This window comes from Algoriphagus marincola DSM 16067 (assembly GCF_000429405.1).
Taxonomy (GTDB): domain Bacteria; phylum Bacteroidota; class Bacteroidia; order Cytophagales; family Cyclobacteriaceae; genus Algoriphagus; species Algoriphagus marincola.
This window is the reverse complement of record NZ_AUBU01000003.1, coordinates 329,724-353,944: the sequence shown is the minus strand read 5'-3', so window position 1 is coordinate 353,944 and position 24,221 is coordinate 329,724. Positions and strand designations below refer to the sequence as shown.

The 24,221-nt window shown below is 37.3% G+C and carries 22 protein-coding genes; 17 read left to right on the top strand and 5 right to left on the bottom strand.

From position 1 onward, the window contains the following. Positions 1-55: 55 nt before the first annotated feature. The 17 genes from G457_RS0107280 (at position 56) to G457_RS21160 (ending at position 18,441) form a co-directional block, all read left to right on the top strand. Positions 56-994: a GDP-mannose 4,6-dehydratase gene (locus tag G457_RS0107280; RefSeq protein ID WP_211230220.1), complete on the top strand. Its 939-nt coding sequence runs from the start codon at positions 56-58 to the stop codon at positions 992-994. A 631-nt stretch (positions 995-1,625) separates the two neighbouring features. Beyond that, on the top strand, positions 1,626-2,000 hold the full coding sequence (locus tag G457_RS0107270) for a GxxExxY protein (RefSeq protein ID WP_026945883.1): 375 nt from the start codon (positions 1,626-1,628) through the stop codon (positions 1,998-2,000). Between the two features lie 491 nt (positions 2,001-2,491). Next, entirely contained in the window at positions 2,492-3,706 is a 1,215-nt protein-coding gene (gmd, locus tag G457_RS0107265) for a GDP-mannose 4,6-dehydratase (protein ID WP_026945882.1), read from the top strand. A gap of 14 nt (positions 3,707-3,720) precedes the next feature. Then, a complete protein-coding gene (locus G457_RS0107260; protein WP_026945881.1) occupies positions 3,721-4,908 on the top strand; it encodes a UDP-N-acetylglucosamine 4,6-dehydratase in 1,188 nt (395 codons plus the stop codon). A gap of 2 nt (positions 4,909-4,910) precedes the next feature. Continuing rightward, positions 4,911-6,053, top strand: a complete 1,143-nt coding sequence (locus G457_RS0107255) for a LegC family aminotransferase (protein ID WP_026945880.1) — start codon at positions 4,911-4,913, stop codon at positions 6,051-6,053. Next, on the top strand, positions 6,040-6,666 hold the full coding sequence (locus G457_RS0107250; protein WP_026945879.1) for an acetyltransferase: 627 nt from the start codon (positions 6,040-6,042) through the stop codon (positions 6,664-6,666). The genes G457_RS0107255 and G457_RS0107250 overlap by 14 nt, the downstream gene beginning before the upstream one ends. Continuing rightward, positions 6,663-7,691 (top strand): N-acetylneuraminate synthase, encoded by a 1,029-nt coding sequence (gene neuB, locus G457_RS0107245; RefSeq protein ID WP_026945878.1) that lies wholly within the window; start codon positions 6,663-6,665, stop codon positions 7,689-7,691. The genes G457_RS0107250 and neuB overlap by 4 nt, the downstream gene beginning before the upstream one ends. Further along, positions 7,688-8,812 carry a UDP-N-acetylglucosamine 2-epimerase gene (neuC, locus tag G457_RS0107240; protein ID WP_026945877.1) on the top strand — a complete coding sequence of 375 codons (1,125 nt, stop codon included), beginning with the start codon at positions 7,688-7,690 and terminating at the stop codon, positions 8,810-8,812. Before neuB ends, neuC begins: the two co-directional genes overlap by 4 nt. Then, positions 8,796-9,842 (top strand): nucleotidyltransferase family protein, encoded by a 1,047-nt coding sequence (locus G457_RS0107235; protein WP_026945876.1) that lies wholly within the window; start codon positions 8,796-8,798, stop codon positions 9,840-9,842. Before neuC ends, G457_RS0107235 begins: the two co-directional genes overlap by 17 nt. Next, complete coding sequence (locus tag G457_RS0107230) at positions 9,839-10,522, top strand: acylneuraminate cytidylyltransferase family protein (RefSeq protein ID WP_248602828.1); 684 nt, start codon at positions 9,839-9,841, stop codon at positions 10,520-10,522. The genes G457_RS0107235 and G457_RS0107230 overlap by 4 nt, the downstream gene beginning before the upstream one ends. Positions 10,523-10,574: 52 nt before the next feature. Then, complete coding sequence (locus G457_RS0107225; RefSeq protein ID WP_026945874.1) at positions 10,575-11,831, top strand: lipopolysaccharide biosynthesis protein; 1,257 nt, start codon at positions 10,575-10,577, stop codon at positions 11,829-11,831. Continuing rightward, complete coding sequence (locus G457_RS0107220; RefSeq protein ID WP_026945873.1) at positions 11,809-12,738, top strand: hypothetical protein; 930 nt, start codon at positions 11,809-11,811, stop codon at positions 12,736-12,738. The genes G457_RS0107225 and G457_RS0107220 overlap by 23 nt, the downstream gene beginning before the upstream one ends. 9 nt (positions 12,739-12,747) lie before the next feature. Beyond that, positions 12,748-13,818 (top strand): hypothetical protein, encoded by a 1,071-nt coding sequence (locus tag G457_RS0107215; protein WP_155847100.1) that lies wholly within the window; start codon positions 12,748-12,750, stop codon positions 13,816-13,818. 13 nt (positions 13,819-13,831) lie between these two features. After that, complete coding sequence (locus G457_RS0107210; protein WP_162142689.1) at positions 13,832-14,965, top strand: glycosyltransferase family 4 protein; 1,134 nt, start codon at positions 13,832-13,834, stop codon at positions 14,963-14,965. 73 nt (positions 14,966-15,038) lie between these two features. Continuing rightward, a complete protein-coding gene (locus G457_RS0107205; RefSeq protein WP_248602835.1) occupies positions 15,039-16,076 on the top strand; it encodes a glycosyltransferase family 4 protein in 1,038 nt (345 codons plus the stop codon). An 11-nt stretch (positions 16,077-16,087) separates the two neighbouring features. Next, positions 16,088-16,798, top strand: coding sequence for a WecB/TagA/CpsF family glycosyltransferase (locus G457_RS0107200; RefSeq protein WP_026945869.1), 711 nt, complete (start codon positions 16,088-16,090; stop codon positions 16,796-16,798). Beyond that, a complete protein-coding gene (locus G457_RS21160; protein WP_051260744.1) occupies positions 16,795-18,441 on the top strand; it encodes a capsule assembly Wzi family protein in 1,647 nt (548 codons plus the stop codon). Before G457_RS0107200 ends, G457_RS21160 begins: the two co-directional genes overlap by 4 nt. Before the next feature lie 536 nt (positions 18,442-18,977). On the opposite strand, the gene G457_RS22750 is transcribed toward G457_RS21160, so the two are convergent. From G457_RS22750 to G457_RS0107165, 5 genes are all read right to left on the bottom strand, one after another. After that, entirely contained in the window at positions 18,978-19,229 is a 252-nt protein-coding gene (locus tag G457_RS22750; RefSeq protein ID WP_026945868.1) for a hypothetical protein, read from the bottom strand. A gap of 1,038 nt (positions 19,230-20,267) precedes the next feature. Then, complete coding sequence (locus G457_RS0107180) at positions 20,268-21,569, bottom strand: dihydrolipoamide acetyltransferase family protein (protein ID WP_026945866.1); 1,302 nt, start codon at positions 21,567-21,569, stop codon at positions 20,268-20,270. An 86-nt stretch (positions 21,570-21,655) separates the two neighbouring features. Continuing rightward, complete coding sequence (locus G457_RS0107175) at positions 21,656-22,912, bottom strand: competence/damage-inducible protein A (RefSeq protein ID WP_026945865.1); 1,257 nt, start codon at positions 22,910-22,912, stop codon at positions 21,656-21,658. 1 nt (position 22,913) lies between these two features. After that, positions 22,914-23,699 carry an SDR family oxidoreductase gene (locus G457_RS0107170; protein WP_026945864.1) on the bottom strand — a complete coding sequence of 262 codons (786 nt, stop codon included), beginning with the start codon at positions 23,697-23,699 and terminating at the stop codon, positions 22,914-22,916. After that, positions 23,696-24,199, bottom strand: coding sequence for a dihydrofolate reductase (locus tag G457_RS0107165; protein WP_035483366.1), 504 nt, complete (start codon positions 24,197-24,199; stop codon positions 23,696-23,698). The genes G457_RS0107170 and G457_RS0107165 overlap by 4 nt, the downstream gene beginning before the upstream one ends. Between the last annotated feature and the right edge of the window lie 22 nt (positions 24,200-24,221).

Sequence of the window (24,221 nt, the reverse complement as noted above, 5' to 3'; positions counted from 1 at the left end):
TAATTGAACTCAATACAAATTTTCTTTTTAAGCATAGTCTAATATTCAAGATTCATTGAAAGCATTAATTATCGGAGTTTCTGGGCAGGATGGTAGCTATTTGGCTGACTTCTTACTGAAAAAAGGCTATGAGGTTTTTGGGACTTCCAGAGATGCCCAGGGAAGTGTTTTTCGAGGATTAAACTTTTTGGGAATCAAAAATGAAGTGCATTTGCTTTCCATGGACCCTGAGGATTTTAGATCTGTATTGGTGGCAATAAAAAAGTCCAAACCTGATGAAATCTACTTTTTGGCAGGTCAGTCATCCGTTGGTTTATCTTTCGAACAGCCAGCAGAGACTATACAAAGCTTTACCATTGGGATTCTGAATGTGCTTGAAGCGGTAAAAATGGAAGCCCGAGGGATTAAAGTTTATCATGCAGGAAGTTCAGAGGCTTTCGGAGATACTGAGGGTGAAGCTGCAAAAGAAACAACCCCATTTAAGCCTAGGAGTCCCTATGCCTTAGCTAAAGCATCCTCAACCTGGCTGGTAGATAATTATCGGGAGGCTTATGATTTATTTGCCTGCACAGGGATTCTTTTTAATCATGAATCTCCTTTAAGACCGGCAAGATTCGTAACTCAAAAAATCATTCAAACTGCCAAAAGGATTTCTGAAGGGGCAGAAGAAAAGCTGGTTTTGGGAAGACTGGATGTGTCCAGAGATTGGGGCTGGGCATCGGAGTACGTAGAAGCTATGTGGCTTATGCTTCAGCAAGATAAAGCGGAGGACTTCATTATTGCAACAGGCAAAAGCCAAAGTTTGGAGGAGTTTGTTTCAAAGACATTTGAAGTTCTGGGGTTACACTGGCAAGAACATGTATCTCAATCACCTGATCTGATGCGTCCCACTGATTTGAGTATATCAAAAGCAGATCCGGAAAAAGCTGGGAAGAAATTGGGCTGGAAAGCTAAAGTAGATATGGAAGGGGTGATAGAAAGAATGCTTAAATGAATGTTATTGCTCGCAGGCTCGCTTGATTTGTTACACTGAGTACCACTGAGTAGGCACAGAGTTACACAGAGTGCTCGCAAGCTCGCGGGTTTAATTACACAGAGTTTCACTGAGGGATGCACGGAGTTACACGGAGTGCTCGCAAGCTCGCTTGATTTGTTACACCGAGTACCAGAGAGATAACACAACTTGTCCCGTCCCGATTTATTGGGATTCGGGAGAGTTACACGGAGTGCTCGCAAGCTCGCAGGTTTTGGAGCATTGAGGAAGCACGGAGGAGGCACAGATTTTCACAGAGTTTTAAATGGACTTCATTCAAAATTAGGGTTGTTTGTCCCAAGATTGTGAGTTTCAAAAAATATCAAATCAGATTCAAATAAAATACTCCGTGAGCCTCCGTGTTAAACTCCTTTAAACTTCATTTTTCCAAAAAAAACTCCGAGAGACTCCGTGATTAACTCCGAGAGACTCCGTGTTCCAAAAAAAATAGCCTCCGTGCTCCAAAAAAATAAAAACTCCGAGGAACTCCGTGATTAACTCCGAGAGACTCCGTGTTCCAATAAACAAAAACTTCGTGGGACTCCATGTTCCAAAAAATCATTCTCCGATAAACTCCGTATTCCTAACAATTATGCTTGAAAAAGAAGCTCTTACAGAACAAATTTTGAGTTGTGCCTTTAAGGTACATTCTAAACTTGGTCCAGGTCTTCTTGAATCAGCTTATCAGGCTTGTCTTAAATATGAACTGGAAAAATTAGGTTTCGATGTTAAATCCGAGGTTCCAGTTCCCTTGATTTATGAAGAAATTAAACTTGAATGTGGCTATAGAATAGATTTATTAGTAGAAGATCAAGTAATTCTAGAATTGAAAACTGTAGAGCAATTAACAGATGTCCACAAAGCCCAGGTATTAACCTACTTGAAATTCTCAGGATACAGAGTTGGCTTATTACTTAATTTCAGAACCAAAAGCCTCGTAAAAGGAATCCAAAGATTTATTCTTTAAAAAATAAAAGCTCCGTGAGCCTCTCCCGAAATACTTCGGGACAAGCTGTGACAAACTCCGGGAGACTCTCCCGAGTTCGGGACAGTCAGTGCTCCAAGAAAAGACTCCGCGGAATTCCTTGATACTAAAAAAGACTCCGCGGGATTCCGTGATTAACTCCGAGAAACTCCGTGTTCCAATAAAAAATAAAAACTCCGTGAGCCTCTCCCGAAATACTTCGGGACAAGCTGTGCCAAACTCCGCGAGACTCTCCCGAGTTCGGGACAGTCAGTGCTCCAAGAAAAGACTCAGCGGAATTCCTTGATACTAAAAAATACTCCGCGGGACTCCGTGATTAACTCCGAGAAACTCCGTGTTCCAATAAAAAACTCCGTGTTACTCTGTGCCTAACTCATTGTAACCATGCCTGCGGCATGCAGGTCTGTGAAATTAAAAAAATACTCAGTGAGACTCCGTGATTAACTCCGCGAGACTCTGTGTTCCAAAAAAACATGAAAATAGCATTAATTACCGGCATCACCGGCCAAGATGGCTCTTACCTAGCCGAACTACTTTTAGAAAAAGGATACATCGTCCATGGTATCAAACGAAGAGCTTCCTCCTTCAATACCCAGCGCATCGACCATCTGTATCAGGACCCGCATGAAGGACATGTCAACTTCCACCTTCACTACGGAGACCTAACGGATTCCACCAATATCATCCGCATTATTCAGGAAGTCCAACCCGATGAAATCTACAACCTCGGGGCTATGTCCCATGTCAAGGTTTCCTTCGATTCTCCGGAATATGTAGCCAATGTGGATGGTATAGGTGCACTTCGACTTTTGGAAGCTGTACGCATTCTCAAACTGGAAAATAAGACTAGAATATACCAGGCTTCTACCTCCGAACTCTATGGAGGCATGCCTGAGAATAAAAATGAAAAGGGGTTCTATGATGAGAATTCTCCCTTTTATCCCCGCTCTCCCTATGGAGTAGCCAAGATCTACGGATTTTGGATCACTAAGAATTACCGAGAAGCCTACAATATGTTTGCCTGTAATGGGATTCTCTTTAATCATGAATCACCAAGAAGAGGGGAGACCTTCGTAACCCGTAAGATTACCATGGCAGCAGCTGCCATTGCCTTAGGCAAGCAGGACTGCTTGTATCTAGGTAATCTGGATGCACAGCGAGACTGGGGACATGCCAAGGATTATGTGAAGGCGATGTGGCTAATCTTACAACAAGAAAAACCTGAAGACTATGTCATTGCCACAGGCCAAACCACCAAAGTCCGTGACTTCGTCCAAATGGCCTTCGCCCATGTCGGCTTCCATATCCGATGGGAAGGAACGGGAGTCGACGAAATCGGAATCCTCGATTCGATCGATGAACAGCGGTACGAAGCAGCAACAGGTGTCACCCTGAGCGAAGTCGAAGGGTTAAACGTTAACGCGTTAAATGTTAAAACGTTAAACGAGACATCGATTAACGCTGAACCGTTAACGCTTAACGCTGAACGCTTAACGCTTAACGACTTAACACCTAACGTCGGCGACGTAGTCGTCCGGGTTGACCCTAGATATTTTAGGCCAACGGAGGTCGACCTCCTAATCGGTGACCCTACCAAAGCCAAAACTCAACTAGGCTGGGAACCGGAATACGATCTCCAAGGGTTAGTGGAGGATATGATGAGGGGGGATTTAAGCCTTTTGAACTAATAGAATTTATCTTTATGAATATTCTGAATCTTATCGGGAGGAGCAATTTACTTTTCAGCAAGGATATTTCATCAAATGAAAATACTCTTTGCCAATTAGTATCAAACTCAAAGTTTTTAGTGATTGGTGCAGCAGGTTCTATTGGTCAAGCTGTTACTAAAGAGATTTTCAAAAGAAATCCGCTTAAGCTTCATGCAGTAGATATCAGTGAAAATAACCTAGTCGAATTAGTTCGTGACATTAGGAGTTCACTAGGTTATATCGATGGTGATTTTAAAACATATGCTCTCGACATAGGATCTTCAATCTATGATGCTTTTTGGGAATCTGATGGGGATTATGATTATGTGCTTAACCTATCTGCCTTGAAACATGTTCGAAGTGAAAAAGATCCTTTCACTTTAATGCGAATGGTTGAGGTTAATGTCCTAAATACTCTAAAAACCATTCAACAAGCTAAAGGAAAGGGAGTGAAAAAATACTTTTGCGTTTCTACAGATAAGGCTGCTAACCCCGTAAACATGATGGGGGCTTCCAAACGCATTATGGAGCTTTTTTTGATGCGAGAAAGTTTAGAACTTCCCATATCTACTGCTCGCTTTGCAAATGTTGCTTTTTCTGATGGATCTTTACTTCATGGGTTCAATCAACGGATTCAAAAAATACAGCCTTTAGTGGCTCCTAATGATATCAAAAGATATTTTGTCACTCCTCAGGAATCAGGAGAGTTGTGTTTAATGTCTTGCCTGCTTGGTGATAATAGGGATGTATTTTTTCCGAAATTAAGTGAGGAATTACACCTTATAACCTTTGCAGAGATAGCTGTTAAATATCTTAAGGAATTGGGATATGAGGCTTATGAATGTAAAAGTGAAGAAGAAGCACGTGAACTTGTAAAAACTTTACCTAGCCAAGGGAAATGGCCGTGCTTCTTTTCAAAAAGTGATACAACCGGAGAGAAAGATTTTGAGGAGTTTTTTATGGAAGGAGAAACTCTGGACTTAGAAAGATTTGAGAATTTGGGTATAGTAAAAAGTAGTCTTCCATATAATGATGAAAAACTTGATTGGTTTCTTTGCCAGATCACTAGTCTTTTGGAAAGAAAGAAATGGTCAAAAACTGATTTGGTAAATATTTTTAATGAGCTATTACCTGCTTTTACCCACAAGGAAACAGGGAAATATTTAGACTCCAAAATGTAATAATGGCATTTCAGGAAACGATTAAGTTTATTCAGGATAAATTCAAATCCAAAGACTTTATTCCTTTACATGCTCCAGTTTTTATTGGGAATGAGCGAAAATATGTGATGGACACTTTGGATTCAACTTTTGTTTCTTCTGTTGGAGCCTATGTGGATTTAGCTGAAAAAATAATGGCTGAAATCAGCCAAACAAAAAAGGCGGTTGCCGTGGTCAATGGTACATCAGGGCTGCAAATAGCCCTTCAATTGGCAGGAGTGAAAACAGGAGATGAGGTAATTACACAAGCTCTGACTTTTGTGGCCACCGCAAATGCAATAAAATACAATGGAGCAGAACCTATTTTTTTGGATGTGGATTATGAAACAATGGGCTTATCCCCAAAAGCAGTTTCTGAATTTTTGGAAGAATATGGTGAGAAAAGGGAATCGGGTACCTACAATAAAAGAACTGGAAAAAGAATTGCAGCCTGTTTGCCTATGCATACCTTTGGATTTCCTGTTCATATTGATGAACTATTAGAAGTTTGTAATGCTTGGAATATCCCATTGGTTGAGGATGCAGCAGAATCCTTAGGAAGTTATTATAAAGGAAAACATACAGGTGGTTTAGGGAAACTTGGTGTTTTTTCCTTTAATGGAAATAAGATTGTGACCTCTGGAGGAGGAGGGATGATTGTTACAAATGATGTGGATTTAGGAATAGTTGGTAAACATTTAACAACAACCGCTAAAGTACCTCACGCCTACGAATTTTATCATGATCAATTAGGCTATAATTTCAGAATGCCTAATATAAATGCAGCACTGATTTGTGCACAATTAGAACAATTAGATCGCTTTTTGATCAATAAGAGAAAGTTGGCAGATGGTTATGCGGAGTTTTTTAAAACTCAAGGCCTAACTTTTAGGCAAGAACTTGAAAATACAAAAGCTAATTACTGGCTGATGTGTCTGGAATTGGAAAATTTAGAAGAGCGTGATGCTTTTTTAAAAGTTACAAATGAGGCTAATACTATGACTCGTCCCATTTGGCAGTTGATGTATCGCTTACCCATGTATCAAGACTGCTTCAGAGACGGTCAAAAAAATGCTGAATATTTAGAGGAAAGAATAGTAAATATCCCAAGTAGTGTCAGAGTCTAAATCAGTTTTCCTTTTTGGCTACTCAGGTCATGCTTATGTTATTATAGAATCTCTTCTAGATGCCGGATACCACATTAATGGATATTTTGACCTAAAAAAAGCAATAAAAAATCCATACGAACTAGAATATTTAGGGTATGAAGGAGGGGTTGATCTTAAAGGTATTGTGGGTAAAGACTTAGTTTTTCCTTCAGTGGGAGAAAATCTCATAAGAAAAAAATTGATTTCGGTTTTTGAGGATCTCGGCTTAAATCAATTTATAGCAAAAGATCCAAGTGCAAATATTTCTAGATCCGCGAAATTGAATAATTCCACTTACATTGGAAAGAATGTAATGGTTAATTCTCAAAGTGAAATTGGAAAAGGAGTTATTTTAAACACTTCTTGTATCATCGAGCATGATTGTAAAGTCTCTGATTATTCTCACATTGCTCCAGGGGCAGTTTTGTGTGGGAATGTTTCAATAGAGGAGGAAAGCATGATAGGGGCAAATTCGGTGGTGAAACAGAACGCGAAAATAGTATCAGGGTCTGTAATTGGTGCTGGTAGTGTAGTTACCTCTGATATTTTGGAAAAGGGGGTTTGGGTCGGCAATAAGCTTAGAAAGTTATGAAAAACAGACATGTTATTATAATTGCTGAAGCAGGTGTTAATCATAATGGTGACATCAATAAAGCCTTGGAATTGATAGATACTGCTGCTGAAGCAGGTGCAGATTTTGTTAAATTTCAGACCTTTAAGGCTGAAAAAATTGTCAACCCAACTGCCCAAAAAGCCGAGTATCAAAAGAAAAATATGCTAGGAGAGGAGGTTACTCAATTCTCAATGCTCAAGCAATTGGAAATGGGGGAGGATTGGTATCCAATCTTGATACAGCGATGCATGGAAAAAGGGATACAATTTCTATCAACAGGCTTTGACTCAGATAGTATTGATTTTTTGAATAACCTGAATATTCCTTTCTATAAAATCCCTTCAGGTGAAATTACTAATAAGCCCTATTTACAGCATATTGCAAGAAAAGGTAAGGATATTATTTTGTCCACAGGTATGGCTACACTGAAAGAAGTGCATGAGGCTTTGGAGGTTTTTAATAAAGAAGGAATAGGGAATGAGCGAATTACAGTTTTGCACTGCAATACAGAGTACCCCACTCCAATGGAAGATGTCAATCTATTGGCTATGAATCAAATGGCAAAGGAGCTTGGAGTGAAAGTCGGTTATTCAGACCATACCTTGGGGATAGAGGTACCTATTGCAGCGGTTGCCTTGGGGGCCTGTGTTATAGAAAAACATTTTACTTTGGATAGGAATCTTCCTGGTCCAGATCACGCGGCTTCCCTTGAACCTTCCGAACTTAAAGCAATGGTCAAAGCAATAAGAAATATTGAACAGGCTATTTCAGGTTCAGGAATTAAAGAGCCTAGCCCAAGTGAGGAAAAGAATATTTCAATTGCCAGAAAAAGCCTTCATTTAAAACGTGATGTAAAGAAAGGAAAGATCCTGAGTAAAGATGATCTTATCGCACTTCGACCTGGAGATGGAATTTCGCCAATGCAGATCGACAATGTTCTTGGTAGGGAACTTCTGATTGATCTATCTGAGGGGAGAAAACTCTCAATTGAACATTTAAGATGATTAGGATCGGGGTTTTAACAAGTTCCCGTGCTGACTATGGTATTTATTTGCCATTGATTCAGGCAATGGAGAAGGATCAGGATTTCGATCTAAAGTTAATTGTATTTGGAACTCATCTTTCTAAACTACATGGGTACACCCTCGCTCAAATTGAATTAGATGGATTTAAAGCATTTCGAAAGATAGAGTCTTTGTTATTGGGTGATACTCCTAATGCTGTTGCTTCTAGTTATGCACTAACTGCCCTAAAATTTTCTGAATTTTGGGAAGAAAACTACAGAGAGTTTGATGTTGTTTTTGCATTGGGAGATAGGTTTGAAATGGCGGCAGCAGTTGCAGCATCAATCCCCTATCAAGTGAAAATTGCCCATCTTTATGGCGGAGAAACAACTTTGGGGGCAATTGACAATATTTATCGACATAGTATCTCCTTATCCAGTGACCTTCATTTTGTTTCCACTGAAGCTTTCAAAGATAGGTTATACCAATTGTTAGATGATGAGTATACCAAAATTTTTAATGTGGGTTCACTCAGTTTGGAGAATTTAGAGACCCTGCCTTTACTTTCCATCGATGAGTTTCAAGAGAAATGGAGAATTGATATTTACCTGGACACCATCTTAGTAACGGTACACCCTGAAACGGTTGCTTTTAAATTAAATGAGCAGTATTGCAATGAGATTTGTTTGGCCCTAGAGCAGTTGTCAGCCAACTATCAGATTGTTATTACTATGCCTAATGCGGATACTGCAGGTTTGATTTATAGAGTCGCTTTCGAAGAGCTTTCAAAAATGCACAATAATGTCAGGGTAATTGAGAATTTTGGAACCCAATCTTATTTTACTTGTATGAAGTATTCCAAATTGATGATTGGGAACACGTCGAGCGGAATTGTTGAAGCAGCTTCTTTTCAGAAATATGTTTTGAATTTAGGAGATAGGCAGAAAGGTAGATTGGCTGGAGAAAATGTAATCCATTTACCTTTTGATTCTGAAGAAATTGTGAAAAGCGCATTGATTTATTCGAACAAACAATTTGAGGGCAAAAACCTTTATTATCAGCCCAATCCATCGCAAACTATTTTAAAAGTCCTTAAGGAGAATTATGCAAACTTTTCGTAGGCATATAACGGATATAAATACCCCTGTCAGGGAAGCATTAAAACAGTTAGATACCCTAGCATCCGATGCGATTTTATTTCTAGTAGATGAAGAAAATAAATTATTGGGATCTTTGACAGATGGTGATTTGAGAAGAGGATTTATTAAAGGTCTTGGCTTTGAAAACCATCTTTCTGAATTTATTCAACCAAGCCCAAAATTTATCCAACAAGGAAAGTATGATTTGAATGAGATTATCGAATTAAGGAAAAAGCATTTTTCCGTTTTTCCGGTTGTGAATTCTCAAATGGAGATCATCAATGTGGTCAACTTTAAGCATCAAAAATCCTATTTGCCAGTAGATGCTTTGATTATGGCTGGTGGGAGAGGAGAACGATTAAAACCGCTTACGGATATTATTCCTAAGCCTCTTTTAAAAATTGGAGATAAACCCATTTTGGAGCATAATATTGATCGGTTAGCGTCATTTGGAGTTGATGATATTTGGTTATCAGTTAGATATTTAGGAGATCAATTAGTTGATTATTTTGGTGATGGGGCAAAAAAGGGTATTCGAGTAAAATATGTTTGGGAGGATCAGCCTTTGGGGACTGCTGGCGCCCTTGGCTTGGTAAATGATTTTGTTCATGATCATATTTTGATGATGAATTCCGATCTTTTAACCAATATCGATTTTGAAGATTTTTTCTTGTATTTCCAGAAGGAAGAAGCTGATTTGGCAGTTGCTTGTATTCCTTATCAAGTCAATATTCCTTATGCAGTAATGGAAACAGAGGATAAAAAGGTAATTGGCTTAAAGGAGAAACCTACATACACTCATTATTCCAATGCTGGAATTTATTTGATGAAAAGAGAAGTAGTTGACTTTCTTCCCAAACAAGATCATTTTAATGCAACAGACTTGATGGAATTATTAATTGCTCAGGGAAAAAAAGTAGCAGCCTATCCTTTGATGGGGTATTGGTTGGACATTGGGAAGCATGAGGATTATAAGAAAGCTCAAATTGATTTTAATCAGATAAAGTTTTGATTACAGATACCTTGTTTATTATTCCAGCCAGGGGTGGATCAAAAGGATTACCAAGGAAGAATATTTTACCTATTAATGGTAAGCCAATGATTTGTTATACATTAGATGCAGCAAGAGGGCTAACATCGGATGAAAATATTTGTGTAAGTACTGATGATTTGGAGATTAAGAAGGTTGTCGAAGATTATGGATTAAAAGTTCATTTTTTGCGACCTGCAGGATTAGCAACCGATACAGCCGGTACAAGAGAAGTACTTTTACATGCGATTGATTTTTACCAAAATAATTTAAGCAGGAGTTATTCTAAAATTTGCTTGTTGCAGCCAACTAGCCCACTTAGGACCTCACAACATATTTCGGAAGCTATGCAATTATGGGATGAGGAATTGGATATGGTTGTTTCAGTCAAGGAAAGTAAGGCTAATCCTTATTTTAATCTTTTTGAAGAGCAGAGAGATGGGTTTTTAAAGAAATCTAAAAAAGGTGATTTTTTAAGAAGACAGGACTGCCCCAAAGTATGGGAGTTAAATGGAGCTATTTATTTTATTAATATTCAATCATTAGAAGTGAAAAAAATTTCAGATTTTGGGAGAGTAAAGAAGTACGTAATGAGTGAAAAGAGTTCAGTGGATGTTGATAATATAATGGATTTTAAATCAGTAACTTTTTTATTACAATAGAAGATTTTTAGTAGGAAACATTAGATAACCCCACAATATTCTCTATTTTAAAATGTTTAAATCTCTTTTTAAAGGCATACTTTTTAAGGTGTTTGATTTTATACGGCCTTTTATTGTTATTCCTTTTTTTATAAGAACCTATGGAGTTGACTCATATGGAATATATGTGCAGATAATTTTACTTGCTTCTCTATCATTTCCAATAATTGATTTAGGAATTGGAATGGGAATTCAAAGATACTCTCACCAATTGAAAAATATAAACGATAGATTAGAAGTTTTTAAGGTACAAAAACTATTTATACCTGTTTTTTTAGTAGCATATTTAGCTATTATTAGTAATAAGTCAATTAGAATACTTTTATTTGGGAAATTTGAATCACTATTACTCATCTTAGCTACATTAACTTATATCATTTTTTTTTCTCTTAATAACACATTACAAGGAGTTTTACGATCCGATTCAAAAATCGGGAACTTAATAAAATATCGCGGCTTATTTGCTGTATTTGAAGCTGTAATACTTATTTTTATTCTGCAGGTGCACCAAAAATTTGATTTCATTTATGTTTTTACAATGGCATTGGCTCAGATGTTATACTTTTTTTTTCTGAACAAAGAGGCAAATGGTATTGGAAGCAGATTTCATATTGATTTAAATTTTACTGATAAGACTAAGGAGTTTTTTGGATATTCTCTATACTTGATTCCAAGTGCATTAATTGGTTGGATAACATCATCGAGCGACCGTTTTTTTATTACTGGATATTTTGGTGCTGAACAAACTGGCTATTATTCAGCTATTGCTCAATATGCAGGGTATATGAATCTTATTGTTTTTCCATTTACTTTTGTTTTTTTTAAGGACTATGGAAGATTATATGATGAAAATTTTAAAAAATTTTTGCGTTTTTATTTGAAAACTTTTTTTCTTTGTGTCGTTTTTAGTTTATCTTATTTTATTGCGTTTTATTTTTTTAGTACTACTATTTATGAATATTATATTGGGCTTGAAATAAGACCTGAATTTTATACTCTGTTATTTTGGTTTTTAATAAGTTTTTTACTTATTAATATTTCGAGTTTTCTATCAACCTACATGCTTGTGTCAAAGAATACAAAACTTATGTTGTTTGCTGTTCTAGTTGGCGCTTTAGCTAATTTTATATTAAATTGCTTTTTCTTGAAAAATTATACATATGTACATGCTGCCTATTACTGGGCTTTTAGTGTTGGTTTTCAAATAATTGTAATGGGAAGTATTGTGGTTAGAAATATTTTGAAATTTGAAAAAAATATTATTCGTTGACGAAAAGAAATATAGATTCTCTTTCTATTATGAACAAGAGGAATGGTGGATCAAAAAAGGAATAAAACCTTTTTTTAAAGCTTATGAAGGCTTTTTAGGTAAATGGTTTATTTATATTTGGTTAATCCTGTTTAGACCCGATTTTATCATTTTTGTTCAGTTATCAAAAAAGAATTTTATTTTATGTAAGCTTTGTAACCTATTATCAATTAAAACTTTATTTTGGCAGCATGGAGTATTTAATTATAATAGTGGTAACACTAAGAATAATTTCAAGCCTTCCCTTGACTTTCTTTTGAGTTTATCTGATTATGACTGTAATAAAATTAAAAATTATTTTAATAATGTAAAATCAAAAATTATAATTGATCATTATGATTTAAAGAAAATTATTAATTCTAAAGGTGATCAATGTTCAATACTTTATATTGGTCAAATTTTTTCAAAGGAACAGTTGTTTTCTTCTTCAGCTACTATAGTATATGATAAATTATGTGATGATATTTTGTCTGAGCTTTGGTTAGTTTTATCCAAATTAGATTTTATTGTTTATTTAAAAAAACATCCCGGTGACAAAAGTAATTATTTAAATGATTTGTGTTTAAAATACCCTAACTTTCATATGATTGATGGTCATGTTATTCCAAAAGTTGTTTTATCACATTATTCTACTCTGGTTATCCCTTATTTACAAATAGATATTCCATTTATCCAGCTTTACCATTTTAATAATAAAAATATTAATTTTAAAGCCTATTCCAATTTTCAATATAAAACCATTTCGTCCTTAGATGATTTGGTTTCCTTAAAGAAGTATATTTTTTCATTAAAAGAAAATGTGGTAAATTTAAATATGTATTGTGAAAGTATTTCGGAAACCATAGAAAAGATCGTTACAAATAATTAATTTTGTTTAGTGAAATTTAATAAGCAAAAATATTTTAATTTTATTCTATACTTTTATATTGTATATGTATTTACTTCTAATATTCCTTTTATAGAATTAAGTTTTACTTATTTTAAGTATTTAAAATACTTATCGTTTTTATTTTTTATTTTTTATATAATTAATTTCAGAATTTCTAAAAGGTTAAATTTTTTTGTTTTTCCGTTTATTATTTTAGTTTTTTCTTCTTTATTTAGGTTTAATCAATTTTCAATACAAGCTTTTTTTAATGTTATATTTTATCTAACCGGTATTGTTTTGTTTTTGGATAAAAAACATCTTCAATTTCCTGTATACAATGCATTTTATTTAAGTGTTTTTATGGCTTTGATTTTTTTAATTTTTTCTCCGGATTTATTTTCGGTAATTTCATTTAGATATTTTATTGATCCTCCTGATATGCCTGCTAGCCTAAGTTATATTTTTGGATTCTTATCTTTAATTTTTCTCTTAGAAAAGAAATATAGTTATTATGTAGTCTCTATTCTTTTTATGATCGTGTTTCCTAAGAGACTTATTATTTATTCTACAATTATTGTTTCTTTAATCTGTTTATTTCCATTTTTTTTTAGAAAAATTTTGTCAAACAAGTACTTTTTAATCTACCTTAATTTGGTTTATTTGATTTTTACTATTTTTCTCGCAAATGGGTTTTTTAATGAATATATAATTCAAAATACCGGTTTACAACCTGGTCATTTTACTTCAGGCCGTACTTCATTGTATAACTTTACCTTAATTAAATCCCAGATATTTGAAAACTTTAACTGGATTTGGGGTTTGGGGGAGGGGTATACAGTAAATTTACTAAAGGGTAATTTTGGCGGCATATATTTACTACATAATGATATTTTTAAAATATTAATTGAACACGGTTTAATTATACTGATATTATTTTCTTTTTTTCTTTACCGAAATGGTTGTATAAAACAAAAAATTATTATATTATTTTATAATTTTCTTTTATTTGCTGATAATACATTGATTTATTCTTTTTCTTACATTTTTTATTTTATTGCCTTATCACATTTTGATGAATGATTCAAAAAAAAATATGAATAAAAAAATTGCTCTTATATCTCCGTTTTTAACTCATTATAGAATTAATTTTTATAAACAGTTTAATGAAGTATTGAATAATAGTCTTATTTGTTATTTTCAAAATAAGAATAAAAATGATGGTAGACCTGCTATTACAATTGACGGTTCAGAATCTTTATTTAAAAATTATAAAAATATTCAAATTACAATAAGTACCTTTAGTCTTAAGTTTAGCTTGGATTTGATTTTTAAAATTAAAAGGGAAAAAATTGATGTTCTTATTATAGAAGGTGCTACAAGTAATATCACCTCTTGGGTTTTCCTTTTACTTAAAAATATTTTTAATTTAAGAATTGTAATTTGGGCTTGTGGTTGGTATCCTGAAGGACATTCTTTTTTTGTTAACCGTATTAAATCCTTTGCTGAAAAAATATTTTTTTCTAGGGCTAATTATATTATAACCTATAGTACTAAAGCAAAATTTAATTTAAGAAATATTGGAATTACCAAACCGATTTATGTTGCGTATAATGGAATTGATTTGGATACCTTTAAATTGAATTTCGAAAAAGTTGTAATTGAGAGTTTAGAACTTAAAAATACATCAAAAAAAGTATTCTTATATGTAGGAGGTATCTTCGAAGATAAAAACGTTAGATTTTTATTAGAAGCTTTCAATAATTTTAACTTAGTGAACAAGGACTCTATCCTCTGGGTTATTGGTGATGGTCCAATTAAAAATGAGTTAGAAAAATTTGTTTTAAATAATAAAATTGAAGACATTATTTTTTTTGGTAGGATTGAAAAAGGTGTAGATTCTTATTTTAACGCTGCAGATTTTTTTGTATTGCCTGGAGTAGGAGGGCTAGCTTTGAATCAAGCTATGTTATGGAAATCCCCTTGTATAGTATCTGAAGCTGATGGAACTGAGGATGATTTAGTAATTGATGAAGTCACTGGTTTTAGGTTTTTAAAAAACAATATTGATTCATTAGTAGAAAAATTGACACAAGCCTATAATTTATCGGATGAAGAATATATTAAGATGGGCTTAAAATCTCAAGAACTAATTCTTCAAAGAAGTAATACTGATCAAATGGTTAAAGTATTTAAAAAAGTTATTGATATTTATTCAAATAAATCATAATAATTTTCTTTTCTTAAAGTTGAAAAAAATCCTTTTTATATTGCATTTTCCACCGCCTTTCCATGGTGCATCAGTGGTTGGGAAGTATATAAAATCTAGTCAAATAATTAATCAATTAATCGATTGTTACTATATCAACCTTAGTACTTCTTCCTCGGTAGAGGATATTGGTAAATCTGGCATCCGGAAGTGGGCCAAGTACTTGGGGTTGTTGCTTAACGTAACTTACCAGGCCATTTTTCATCGACCAGATTTAGTTTACATTACTCTGACTTCCCATGGGCTTGGCTTAATCAAAGATACTGCGGTAGTTTTGATCTGTAGGATTTTTAGGTTGCCTCATGTCTTTCACTTTCATAATAAAGGTGTTAAGAAATACGATCAAACCAAAACTGGAAAATTCTTATATCCATTCGTATTCAAAAAAGCCCAAGTAATCTTGCTCTCTCCCTTACTTTATTCAGATATCGAAGACTTTGTTCCTCGATCACGTGTTTATTATTGCGCAAATGGGATTCCCGATCTGGGTTTTTCGAATCGGCAAGATTCCACTTCATTGGAGAGGCCTACTCGATTACTTTTTTTATCTAATCTGTTCAAAAGCAAGGGGGTTTTGGATCTTTTGGAAGCTTCCAATTTATTAAAGAACAGTTCAGTCAGCTTCCACTTGACTATAGCTGGAGGAGAGGGGGATATAAGCTCGGCCAAATTAGAGGAATTAATTTCGAAATATGAATTGAAGGAAAATATTAAATACAAGGGTAAGGTTCAAGGAGAAGAAAAGAAATTGGCTTTCCAAGAAGCTGATGTATTTATTCACCCCACACATGAAGATTGTTTTCCTTTAGTTCTTTTGGAAGCAATGCAAGCTGGATTACCAGTTATTTCCACTTACGAGGGAGCTATTCCGGAAATAGTTGAGGATGGTGTAAACGGACTTCTAGTTCCTTTTAAATCACCTGCAAAACTTGCAGATGCAATTCGTGTATTGTGTGAAAATCCTTTACAAAGAGAAACCTTTGGAAAAGCTGGAAAGGAAAAGTTTCAAAGAGATTACACCTTGGAAAAGTTTGAAAATCGTTTTGTGAGAATTTTGTCAAGCATTATTTAATTTACTAGTAGATGAAGCTTTTTCAGTATAATTTAACACTTCATCTTCCACAAGATCTTCCTGATCAGCTTTCTGTAGCCAATACGCTAAACCCCCATTCCTATTGCGTAGCACAAGAGGATCCCGTATTTTCAGAAGCATTGAGTGCTTCTGATTATTTGATTCCTGATGGAGTAGGGGTAGTTTGGGCGAGTCAATTCTTAAAAAATCAAAGGATTAGGAGAATATCAGGATTTGATCTTCATTTGCACTTCCTGAATTTGCTTAAGGCTAAGGGAGTAGGAAAAGTCTTTTATTTGGGTGCATCCGAAAATACACTTTCATTGATCCGGGACCGATTAGAGGAAGAGTTTCCAATGCTGAAGGTGAGGACCTATAGTCCACCATACAAAACTAATTTCTCTGAGGAAGAAAATCAGGAAATGATTTTACGAATCAATCAGTTTCAACCTGATGTATTGTTTGTTGGAATGACAGCACCCAAGCAGGAAAAGTGGGTCTATCAGCATAAAACTCAATTAAAGGCAAAGGTGGTTTGTTCCATAGGGGCAGTCTTTGATTTTTATGCCGGTACAGTCAAAAGGCCCAGTCAATTTTGGATTGATATGGGTTTGGAATGGTTACCAAGATTTATCAAAGAGCCTAGAAGATTGTGGCGAAGAAACCTGATTTCTACACCCCAATTCATTTTTGAAGTCATACGCGCTAAAATGGGTCAATGATTCAACGAATTTTATTTTTCTTTTTCTTTTTATTCCTGTTTTCAGGTTCTTTAAAATCTCAGGTTTTTCAAAATACTATTTCCATTGAGCGGGAGTTAAGTAGGAGGTATAGCCTTAGCTTTTCAGACACTTCCTCAATTCAAGATTTTAGATACTCTATTATTCAGGAGGTTTCAGAAGAGGAGACCGAATGGGGAGTCATATATTCAATCAGTCCTTTAGTTTCTTTTCAAAGAATCAGTAGCAGATCAAATTATGGTTGGGATGATCGGGGTGTTTTACCAGTAAAGGGATACCAATCATATTGGTCAGGGGGGATCAATGTATCCTGGAAATTTTTAAGACTAGAGTTTAATCCGGAATTGGTTTTTGGAAGTAAAGGTACTGAACCTGAGTTTTTGCGAAATTGGTCTGATTCTCGAATTGATGATTTTTATTTTGACCTAAACTATGGAGATTTCCCTCAATCCTTTGGGGATGGAATTTATTCAAAGCTTTGGTGGGGCCAAACCAAATTGGTAGCTCAATATGGCGCATTTGAAACGGGGATCTCTACCAAAAATATTTGGTGGGGGCCTGGACAGTGGAATTCTTTGACCTTTTCAAATAATGCAGCTGGCTTTCCCCACTTGACTATCAATACTACTAAGCCGGCAAAGACATTTATCGGAGGTATTGAGATGCAGCTTCTTATCGGGAAGCTTGCATCTAGCAATCTTGGTGGAACTGGAATTCTTGAATTGGATGAAGTGTTTTTTGAGCCTATTTCCAGTGATTGGAGGTATTTGAATGCCTTTAGTTTCACTTGGCATCCCAAGTGGGTAAAAGGAATTTCTCTCGGATTTAGTCGTACAGTTCAGCAATACAGCAATACCCTAACAGGAAGATTTGTAGACTTATTTCCGGTTTTTCAAGGCTTTCAAAAAAAGCGATTTTTCGAAGGTGGTGATACAGTTGATTTTGATGGAAATGGGCAAGATCAACAGTTTACAATATTTGGGTCCTTTAAGAATTTGCCTTCCCAGCTTGAAGTCTATTTTGAATTCGGTAGACGAGATCATGCCTTTAATTGGAGGGAGTTTACACTAAATCCAGAACACGCAAGGGCTTATATTTTTGGATTGGTTAAATTATTTGAATTGCCAGGAACAGAACAAAAAATTCAGATTCGATCAGAAATAACTCACCAGCAAGAGTCTGTCAATCGATATATCCGATATCCGGGTTTGAAAGGCTTAAGTAGCTGGCATATGCACCATCAGGCGAGGGGATTTACTAATTTTGGCCAACCGATGGGGGTGGGAATGGGGCCTGGAATGAATATTCAAACTCTTGAAGTTGCTATGGTAAATGATTTTGAGAAGAAAGGGCTGATTCTAGAGCGATTGGAAAACAGACAGGGATTTTTCTATAGAACCTTTGGTCAACAGTCGATAAATAAACCCTGGGTAGACCTCTCTCTCGGCTTTCTCTATGACAAGCAGTTTAATAATCTATTGCTAAGTTCCAAGTTGCAGCTGATCCATGCCCGAAACTATCAGTGGCAGTTGGATCCGGCGAGTACCCCTGACTTCCCGAAGGGAAAGAACCTGACGAGTGTGATGGCGCAGGCGTCGGTGGTTTATTTTTGGAATAAAGATTAAGAGAGTATCTAGTATCTAGTATCAGGTATCAAGTATCAAGAATCTAGAGACAAGAGACAAGAGACAAGATCCTAAAACCCTTAATCACGTACTACGACTGTCGGTGTATTGAACATTGAACTCCAAACCACCTACCAAGATTTTTTCAATGAAAGGTTGGCTAATCCTCAAGACCCACAAATGATAAACGAACGTAGAACCAAAAACCTAAAACGTTCCTCCCCTAATTCCTCATTCCTCATTCCTCATTTTCGAAACTTTTAACCCTTAACCCTTAACACTTAGCAGCTACTTTTCAACTTTCGACAATTCATCAGTTCGATATCAACTCCGAACCCCGAACCACTCAATTCGACAATTCCCCGATTCGGTAATTCCCCGATTCAACAAAACTCAGAACCTCGAATGCTTAAATTTTACCTTCAGCTTCCTTCCTTTCGCTAATTAGAATTTTACTCTTCACTTCGGACGTTTTGTCAAAGTCAAAAAAACCGGATAGCCACCTGCTACCCGGTTTTTTCAATTTAATAGGTCTCTTAGTCAATAGCTTGGAGAAGTCTTTCCTCCAGCTTTTTCTCATCTACGGTTAGTTGACAGATACTCACCAGGATGGTGCCTGCCGTAATAGCATGACCGGCATAAACCTGAAGGATTTCAGGTACCTCCCCCGGAGCTGTCATAATCGCCAAGCCCACCGCAGCGATTAATAAACCGATCTTCTTTATCCATTCAAAGAAAGGTGGAGTAGGTGCCATAGCCCGCTCTTTTATTTCACTGATTATATTCATTTGCTTTTTGTTTTAGGTTTCATTTTTACTCTTACTTACTATCAAAGACAGAATCCCTTCCATCTTACCCGAGGTACTTCTTGCTTTTATCTTCCTTTTCCAACTTCCCAATCCATTAGGAATTCATCTTCGTCTTGCTGGCACTTAGTATTCGTTTCCATTTTGAGATCTTGGGCCAGCGCAGGGATTGGAATTGTATGATTTACCCTGGGTTGCGCTGCGCCTCGTACCTCGACTTGCTTACCCAGGGCTTATAAAAGTCGTTCCTTCAGTACTCTTCTCGCTACTGTAATTCACCAACCGAAATGAGATGTATTTCACCTTTGGTGTATTTCGCGAAGCGTATTTCAACAAAGGTGTATTTCTTTGCCGCCGTTCGTGCCTGCCTGGAGTCAGACAGGTCTATAGGTACGGCATTCTAATTCCGGGATTTCTTATGCTCTTGCTGGCCCTTAGTATTCGTTTCCATTTTGAGATCTTGGGCCAGCGCTGGGATTGGAATTGTATGATTTACCCTGGGTTGCGCTGCGCCTCGTACCTCGACTTGCTTACCAGGGGCTGATATATTTCGCGTCCAGCACGGCGGACTGGTACTTCAGCGCTTTTTTCCTCTCTTCCGGTAATGAGAATTCAATTTTTAACTTATTCCCAAATCGGAAAGATGAAGTCTATTCTGCAATTCATTACATTAGGCAGGTTTTAAAAATTTTCCAATTTTCCAATTTTTCAATTTTCAAATTATTTAATCATTCGACATTAAAACAGCCAAGAGAGAAGATGTCCATCAGAGAAATGATTTCAGGTCAATTGAGACGAAAATATCGTATTTCCTAAATCGTATTTCTTCAATTCAGATTCTTCTTCGTCTTGCTATGTCTTCAGCGCTTTTTATTTCACCGACCGAAGAGAGCTATATTTCCTGCACGGCAGGCAGGCGCGAAGCGTATTTTACCTTAGGTGTATTTCATTTTTTTTCTTTACAAGAGTAAAGCTTTCACCATTAAGACATAAAAAAATCCCGGTCTCCCGGGATTCTGATTAAAAACTTGAATTCATATCAAAGGCTTCCAGATAATCTGCTACTCGCCTTACAAACATCCCGCCTAGGGAGCCATCTACAACCCGGTGGTCATAGGAGTGAGAGAGAAACATCTTATGCCGGATGGCAATTACATCGCCGGTTGGAGTCTCGACTACTGCAGGTTTTTTCACAATGGCACCCACTGCCATAATTGCGACCTGAGGCTGTGGAATAATCGGAGTTCCCATTACATTTCCGAAGGAGCCTACATTCGAGACCGTATAAGTTCCTCCAGCGAGGTCATCTCCATTCAACTTGTTATTTCTCGCTCGGTTGGCTAGATCATTTACCTGCTTGGAGATACCAACTAGATTCAGCTGATCTGCATTCTTGATCACAGGCACTATCAAATTGCCAGAAGGTAGAGCCACCGCCATACCAATGTTAATGGCTTTCTTTTTGATAATTCGATCTCCATCCACGGAGATATTGATCATCGGGAAGTCCCGGATTGCCTTTGCAATGGCCTCGATAAAGAATGGGGTATAGGTGATAGGCTCTCCATACTTTTCCTTGTAGGCATGCTTATTTTTCTCTCTCCATAGAACAATATTTGTCATATCTGCTTCCACGAAGGAAGTAACATGAGGAGAAATACGCTTGGAGTCTACCATTCGCTGCGCAATCATCTTACGCATTCGGTCCATCTCGATGATCTCATCAGATGCTGAAATACTTACAGGAACCGGTTTAGGTTCTGCAATGGATGGGGCAGGAGCAGCAGCGGTTTCCTGTGCCGGTGTAGCTTTTCTATTTTTCAAATAAGAAAGCATGTCTTGCTTCGTCACTCTACCTTCCTTGCCTGTGCCTGGAATTTTAGATAACTCAGCAGCTGAGATGCCTTCTTCTTTTGCAATACTTTTGACCAGAGGAGAATAGAAGCGTCCATCCTTGCTAGAGACGTCTGCAGAACTCACTTCAGGCTCACTGAGAATAGATGCTGTGTTATCAGGAGCAGCAGCTACCAATTCTTCTTTTTGCGTATCACTAGGCGCGGCTGCAGGAACTTCTACCTCATCGGAAGTTTCGATGATCGCAATCGGAGCACCCACCGCGATGACATCACCCTCCTTGGCCAGGATCTTTTTCAAAATCCCCCCATGAGTAGCCGGTACCTCTGTATCGACCTTATCGGTTGCTACTTCCAGTACTGATTCATCCTGTTCGATTTCATCTCCCTCGCTTTTCAGCCAGGACAAGATGGTTCCTTCTATGATACTTTCACCCATTTTGGGCATGAGCATTTCTACACTAGCCATTCTGGTTTTGATATTTAATTGGGTTTATAATCAAGTTTTAAAATTAAATTTTATTTACCATCCATCAAAACGGATAAGATAAAATTTTATTTGTCATATTTCTCAATGCAGATTCTTAGCAAATTCAAAACAGCAACCCCTGTCAGTTGAATATTCAGCATTCGATCTTGGGTAAGTTGGAGCTTTTTGCTTTCAACAAAGTCCTTTCCGGCACAGGCGATCCATACGGTTCCAACCGGTTTTTCGGGACTTCCTCCATCCGGACCGGCTACTCCACTGCTCGAAATCCCAAAGTCTGCATGAAAGAGTTCTCTTACCCCTTTACTCATTTCCTGGACCGTTTGTTCGCTCACCGCTCCCCAAGTTTCCAAGGTTTTGGCGGATACGCCTAGGATTTTTTCCTTGAATTCGTTGTGGTAGGGAACGACCGCTCCTTGCAAATACTGACTACTTCCGGGCACCGTTGTAATGAGGTGGGAAATATATCCTCCCGAACAGCTTTCAGCCAAAGCTACGGTTTTCCCACTTTCTCTCAAAAGTTTCCCAATGGCTGTCTCAAGCCGTTCTTCATTGAATCCATAAACGTATTTCTGAATCCTTGGAAGTACCAGTTGGATTTGCTTTTCCACCGCTTGCTGTATCTCCTGATGGTTAGTTCCAAAGCCGGTCAAGCGCAGTTTGACATGTCCCAAAGAAGGAAGGTAGGCTAATTTAATGTTTTCAGGAAGTGCGTTTTCCCAATCATTGATCATATCTGCCAGCCAGCTTTCTCCGATTCCTGCTGTTTTGATCACCTTGTGATAGATCACGGGCAGGTCAAAAAGCGTCGGTAATTTGGGTAAAACAAAGTCCTTCACGAGTTTTTTCATCTCATGGGGAACACCCGGCATGGACATCCAGTAGGTTCCATTTCGCTCAAACCACATTCCGGGGGCAGTTCCCACCTCATTGGGCACGTAGGTGCAGCAGGAGGGAAGGTGACCCTGAAGTACATTTAGAGGAGTCATTTCCCGCCCTCTTCGCTTGAAAAAGGCCGTAATGGCTTCAACTGCTTCAGGAACTTCTTTGATTGGGCAGTGAAAATACTCCGCTAAAAGTGGCTTTGTTAGGTCATCTTGTGTGGGTCCCAATCCTCCCGTGATTAAGACTAAATCGGCTCGCTTTTCAGCAGCTTCGAATGCTGCCAAAATATCCTCTCGCTTATCTCCAACGGTTGTTTTTTGCACCACTTTTACCCCCACTAGATCCAATTCCTGAGAAATCCAGTGACTGTTTGTATCTACGATTTGGCCATAAAGTAACTCATCACCGATGGCGATGATCTCGGCTTTTACCAATTGCATTTTATCTGACTTTAGCGTTTTTAAGGATTTTGGAGAAAATACGGGGGAAGAAGCGCTTTAAATACACAGCATAGGTTTCTTTTCCACCGATCAGGACTTCTTCTTTTTCTTTTCGGATAGCAGCATAGATTTCTGCAGCGCATTTTTCTGCCGGATAGCCTTTGGCTTGGGCATCGTCCATTTGGCCAAGAGGACTTCCGTCTCCAGTAAGGGCATTTACAGAAACTTGCGTGCGGATGAATCCGGGACAAATTAGCGTCACACGAATGCCATCCTTGTCATGCTCTGCTCGCAGTGTATCGAAAAAACCATGCAAGGCATGCTTGGAAGCCGCGTAGGAGGATCGATAAGGGGAAGCGAATTTTCCCACCAAACTGGTCACCACCCCAAAATGACCAGACCTCTGTTGGATAAAATAGGGTAAGATGGCCTTTGTTAGAGCCACTGTTCCAAAGAAATTCACCTCCATGAGTTTCCGGTCTACTTCTATTTGGGTTTCTGAAATCAGAGATCGTTGACTGATTCCTCCATTGTGCAAAAGGACATCCACTCGACCGAAGTAGCCTAGGGCTTCCTGCACTTTCTGATCATAGTTTGACTGATCAGATAGATCAAGAGGTAGGACTTGAATGCGTTCTGGATGCTGACAGCTTTTTTTTACTTGCTCGAGCGCTTCTTGATTTCTCGCAGAAAGAATAAGTGCATGACCTTCTTGGGAGAATTTTTTTGCGCAAGCTTCACCAATTCCAGATGAAGCTCCTGTGATCCAAATGACGGATTGACTCATGGTCGGTCGATTTTTTCATAGTCCACAAAGGAAAAAGCAAAGCGATGCCTGCTGTCAACCGGATGATATTCCCGGAAGACTTCTTTCCAGTCTTTTGGATCAAATTCAGGGAAATAAGTGTCTCCCTCTGGTTCGGCCTCGACTTCTGTTAAGATAAGCTTGTCAGCCATAGCTATTGTCTGCGAGTATATCTCTCCACCACCAATGATAAAGAGCTCATTTACTCCTAATTTATTGCAAAAGGTAAAGGCATCTTCGATCGTGCCAAAAGTAAAATGTCCTTCAGGTACTTCAAATTTCGGGTCTCGTGTGATGACCAAATGGGTTCGGTCGGGGAGTGGTTTTCCCAGCGAAAGGAAAGTTTTCCTCCCCATTAAAATATAATGCCCGCTTGTGATTGCTTTAAATCGCTTGAAATCAGCTGGTAATCTCCAGATAAGGTCATTTTCCTTCCCGATTACATTGTTTTTTGCTTTTGCGGCTATTAGGGTAAGCTTCATCTGTATTATTTGATCGAGGCTG

Bases quoted from the DNA above. Each gene is read 5' to 3' on its own strand.
- neuC (WP_026945877.1), top strand. From the start codon at position 7,688: ATGATTAGGATCGGGGTTTTAACAAGTTCCCGTGCTGACTATGGTATT.
- G457_RS0107235 (WP_026945876.1), top strand. From the start codon at position 8,796: ATGCAAACTTTTCGTAGGCATATAACGGATATAAATACCCCTGTCAGG.
- G457_RS0107255 (WP_026945880.1), top strand. From the start codon at position 4,911: ATGGCATTTCAGGAAACGATTAAGTTTATTCAGGATAAATTCAAATCC.
- G457_RS0107260 (WP_026945881.1), top strand. From the start codon at position 3,721: ATGAATATTCTGAATCTTATCGGGAGGAGCAATTTACTTTTCAGCAAG.
- G457_RS0107210 (WP_162142689.1), top strand. From the start codon at position 13,832: ATGAATAAAAAAATTGCTCTTATATCTCCGTTTTTAACTCATTATAGA.
- G457_RS0107170 (WP_026945864.1), bottom strand. From the start codon at position 23,699: ATGAGTCAATCCGTCATTTGGATCACAGGAGCTTCATCTGGAATTGGT.
- G457_RS0107175 (WP_026945865.1), bottom strand. From the start codon at position 22,912: ATGCAATTGGTAAAAGCCGAGATCATCGCCATCGGTGATGAGTTACTT.
- G457_RS0107165 (WP_035483366.1), bottom strand. From the start codon at position 24,199: ATGAAGCTTACCCTAATAGCCGCAAAAGCAAAAAACAATGTAATCGGG.
- G457_RS0107225 (WP_026945874.1), top strand. From the start codon at position 10,575: ATGTTTAAATCTCTTTTTAAAGGCATACTTTTTAAGGTGTTTGATTTT.
- G457_RS0107270 (WP_026945883.1), top strand. From the start codon at position 1,626: ATGCTTGAAAAAGAAGCTCTTACAGAACAAATTTTGAGTTGTGCCTTT.
- G457_RS0107180 (WP_026945866.1), bottom strand. From the start codon at position 21,569: ATGGCTAGTGTAGAAATGCTCATGCCCAAAATGGGTGAAAGTATCATA.
- G457_RS21160 (WP_051260744.1), top strand. From the start codon at position 16,795: ATGATTCAACGAATTTTATTTTTCTTTTTCTTTTTATTCCTGTTTTCA.
- neuB (WP_026945878.1), top strand. From the start codon at position 6,663: ATGAAAAACAGACATGTTATTATAATTGCTGAAGCAGGTGTTAATCAT.
- G457_RS0107200 (WP_026945869.1), top strand. From the start codon at position 16,088: ATGAAGCTTTTTCAGTATAATTTAACACTTCATCTTCCACAAGATCTT.
- gmd (WP_026945882.1), top strand. From the start codon at position 2,492: ATGAAAATAGCATTAATTACCGGCATCACCGGCCAAGATGGCTCTTAC.
- G457_RS22750 (WP_026945868.1), bottom strand. From the start codon at position 19,229: ATGAATATAATCAGTGAAATAAAAGAGCGGGCTATGGCACCTACTCCA.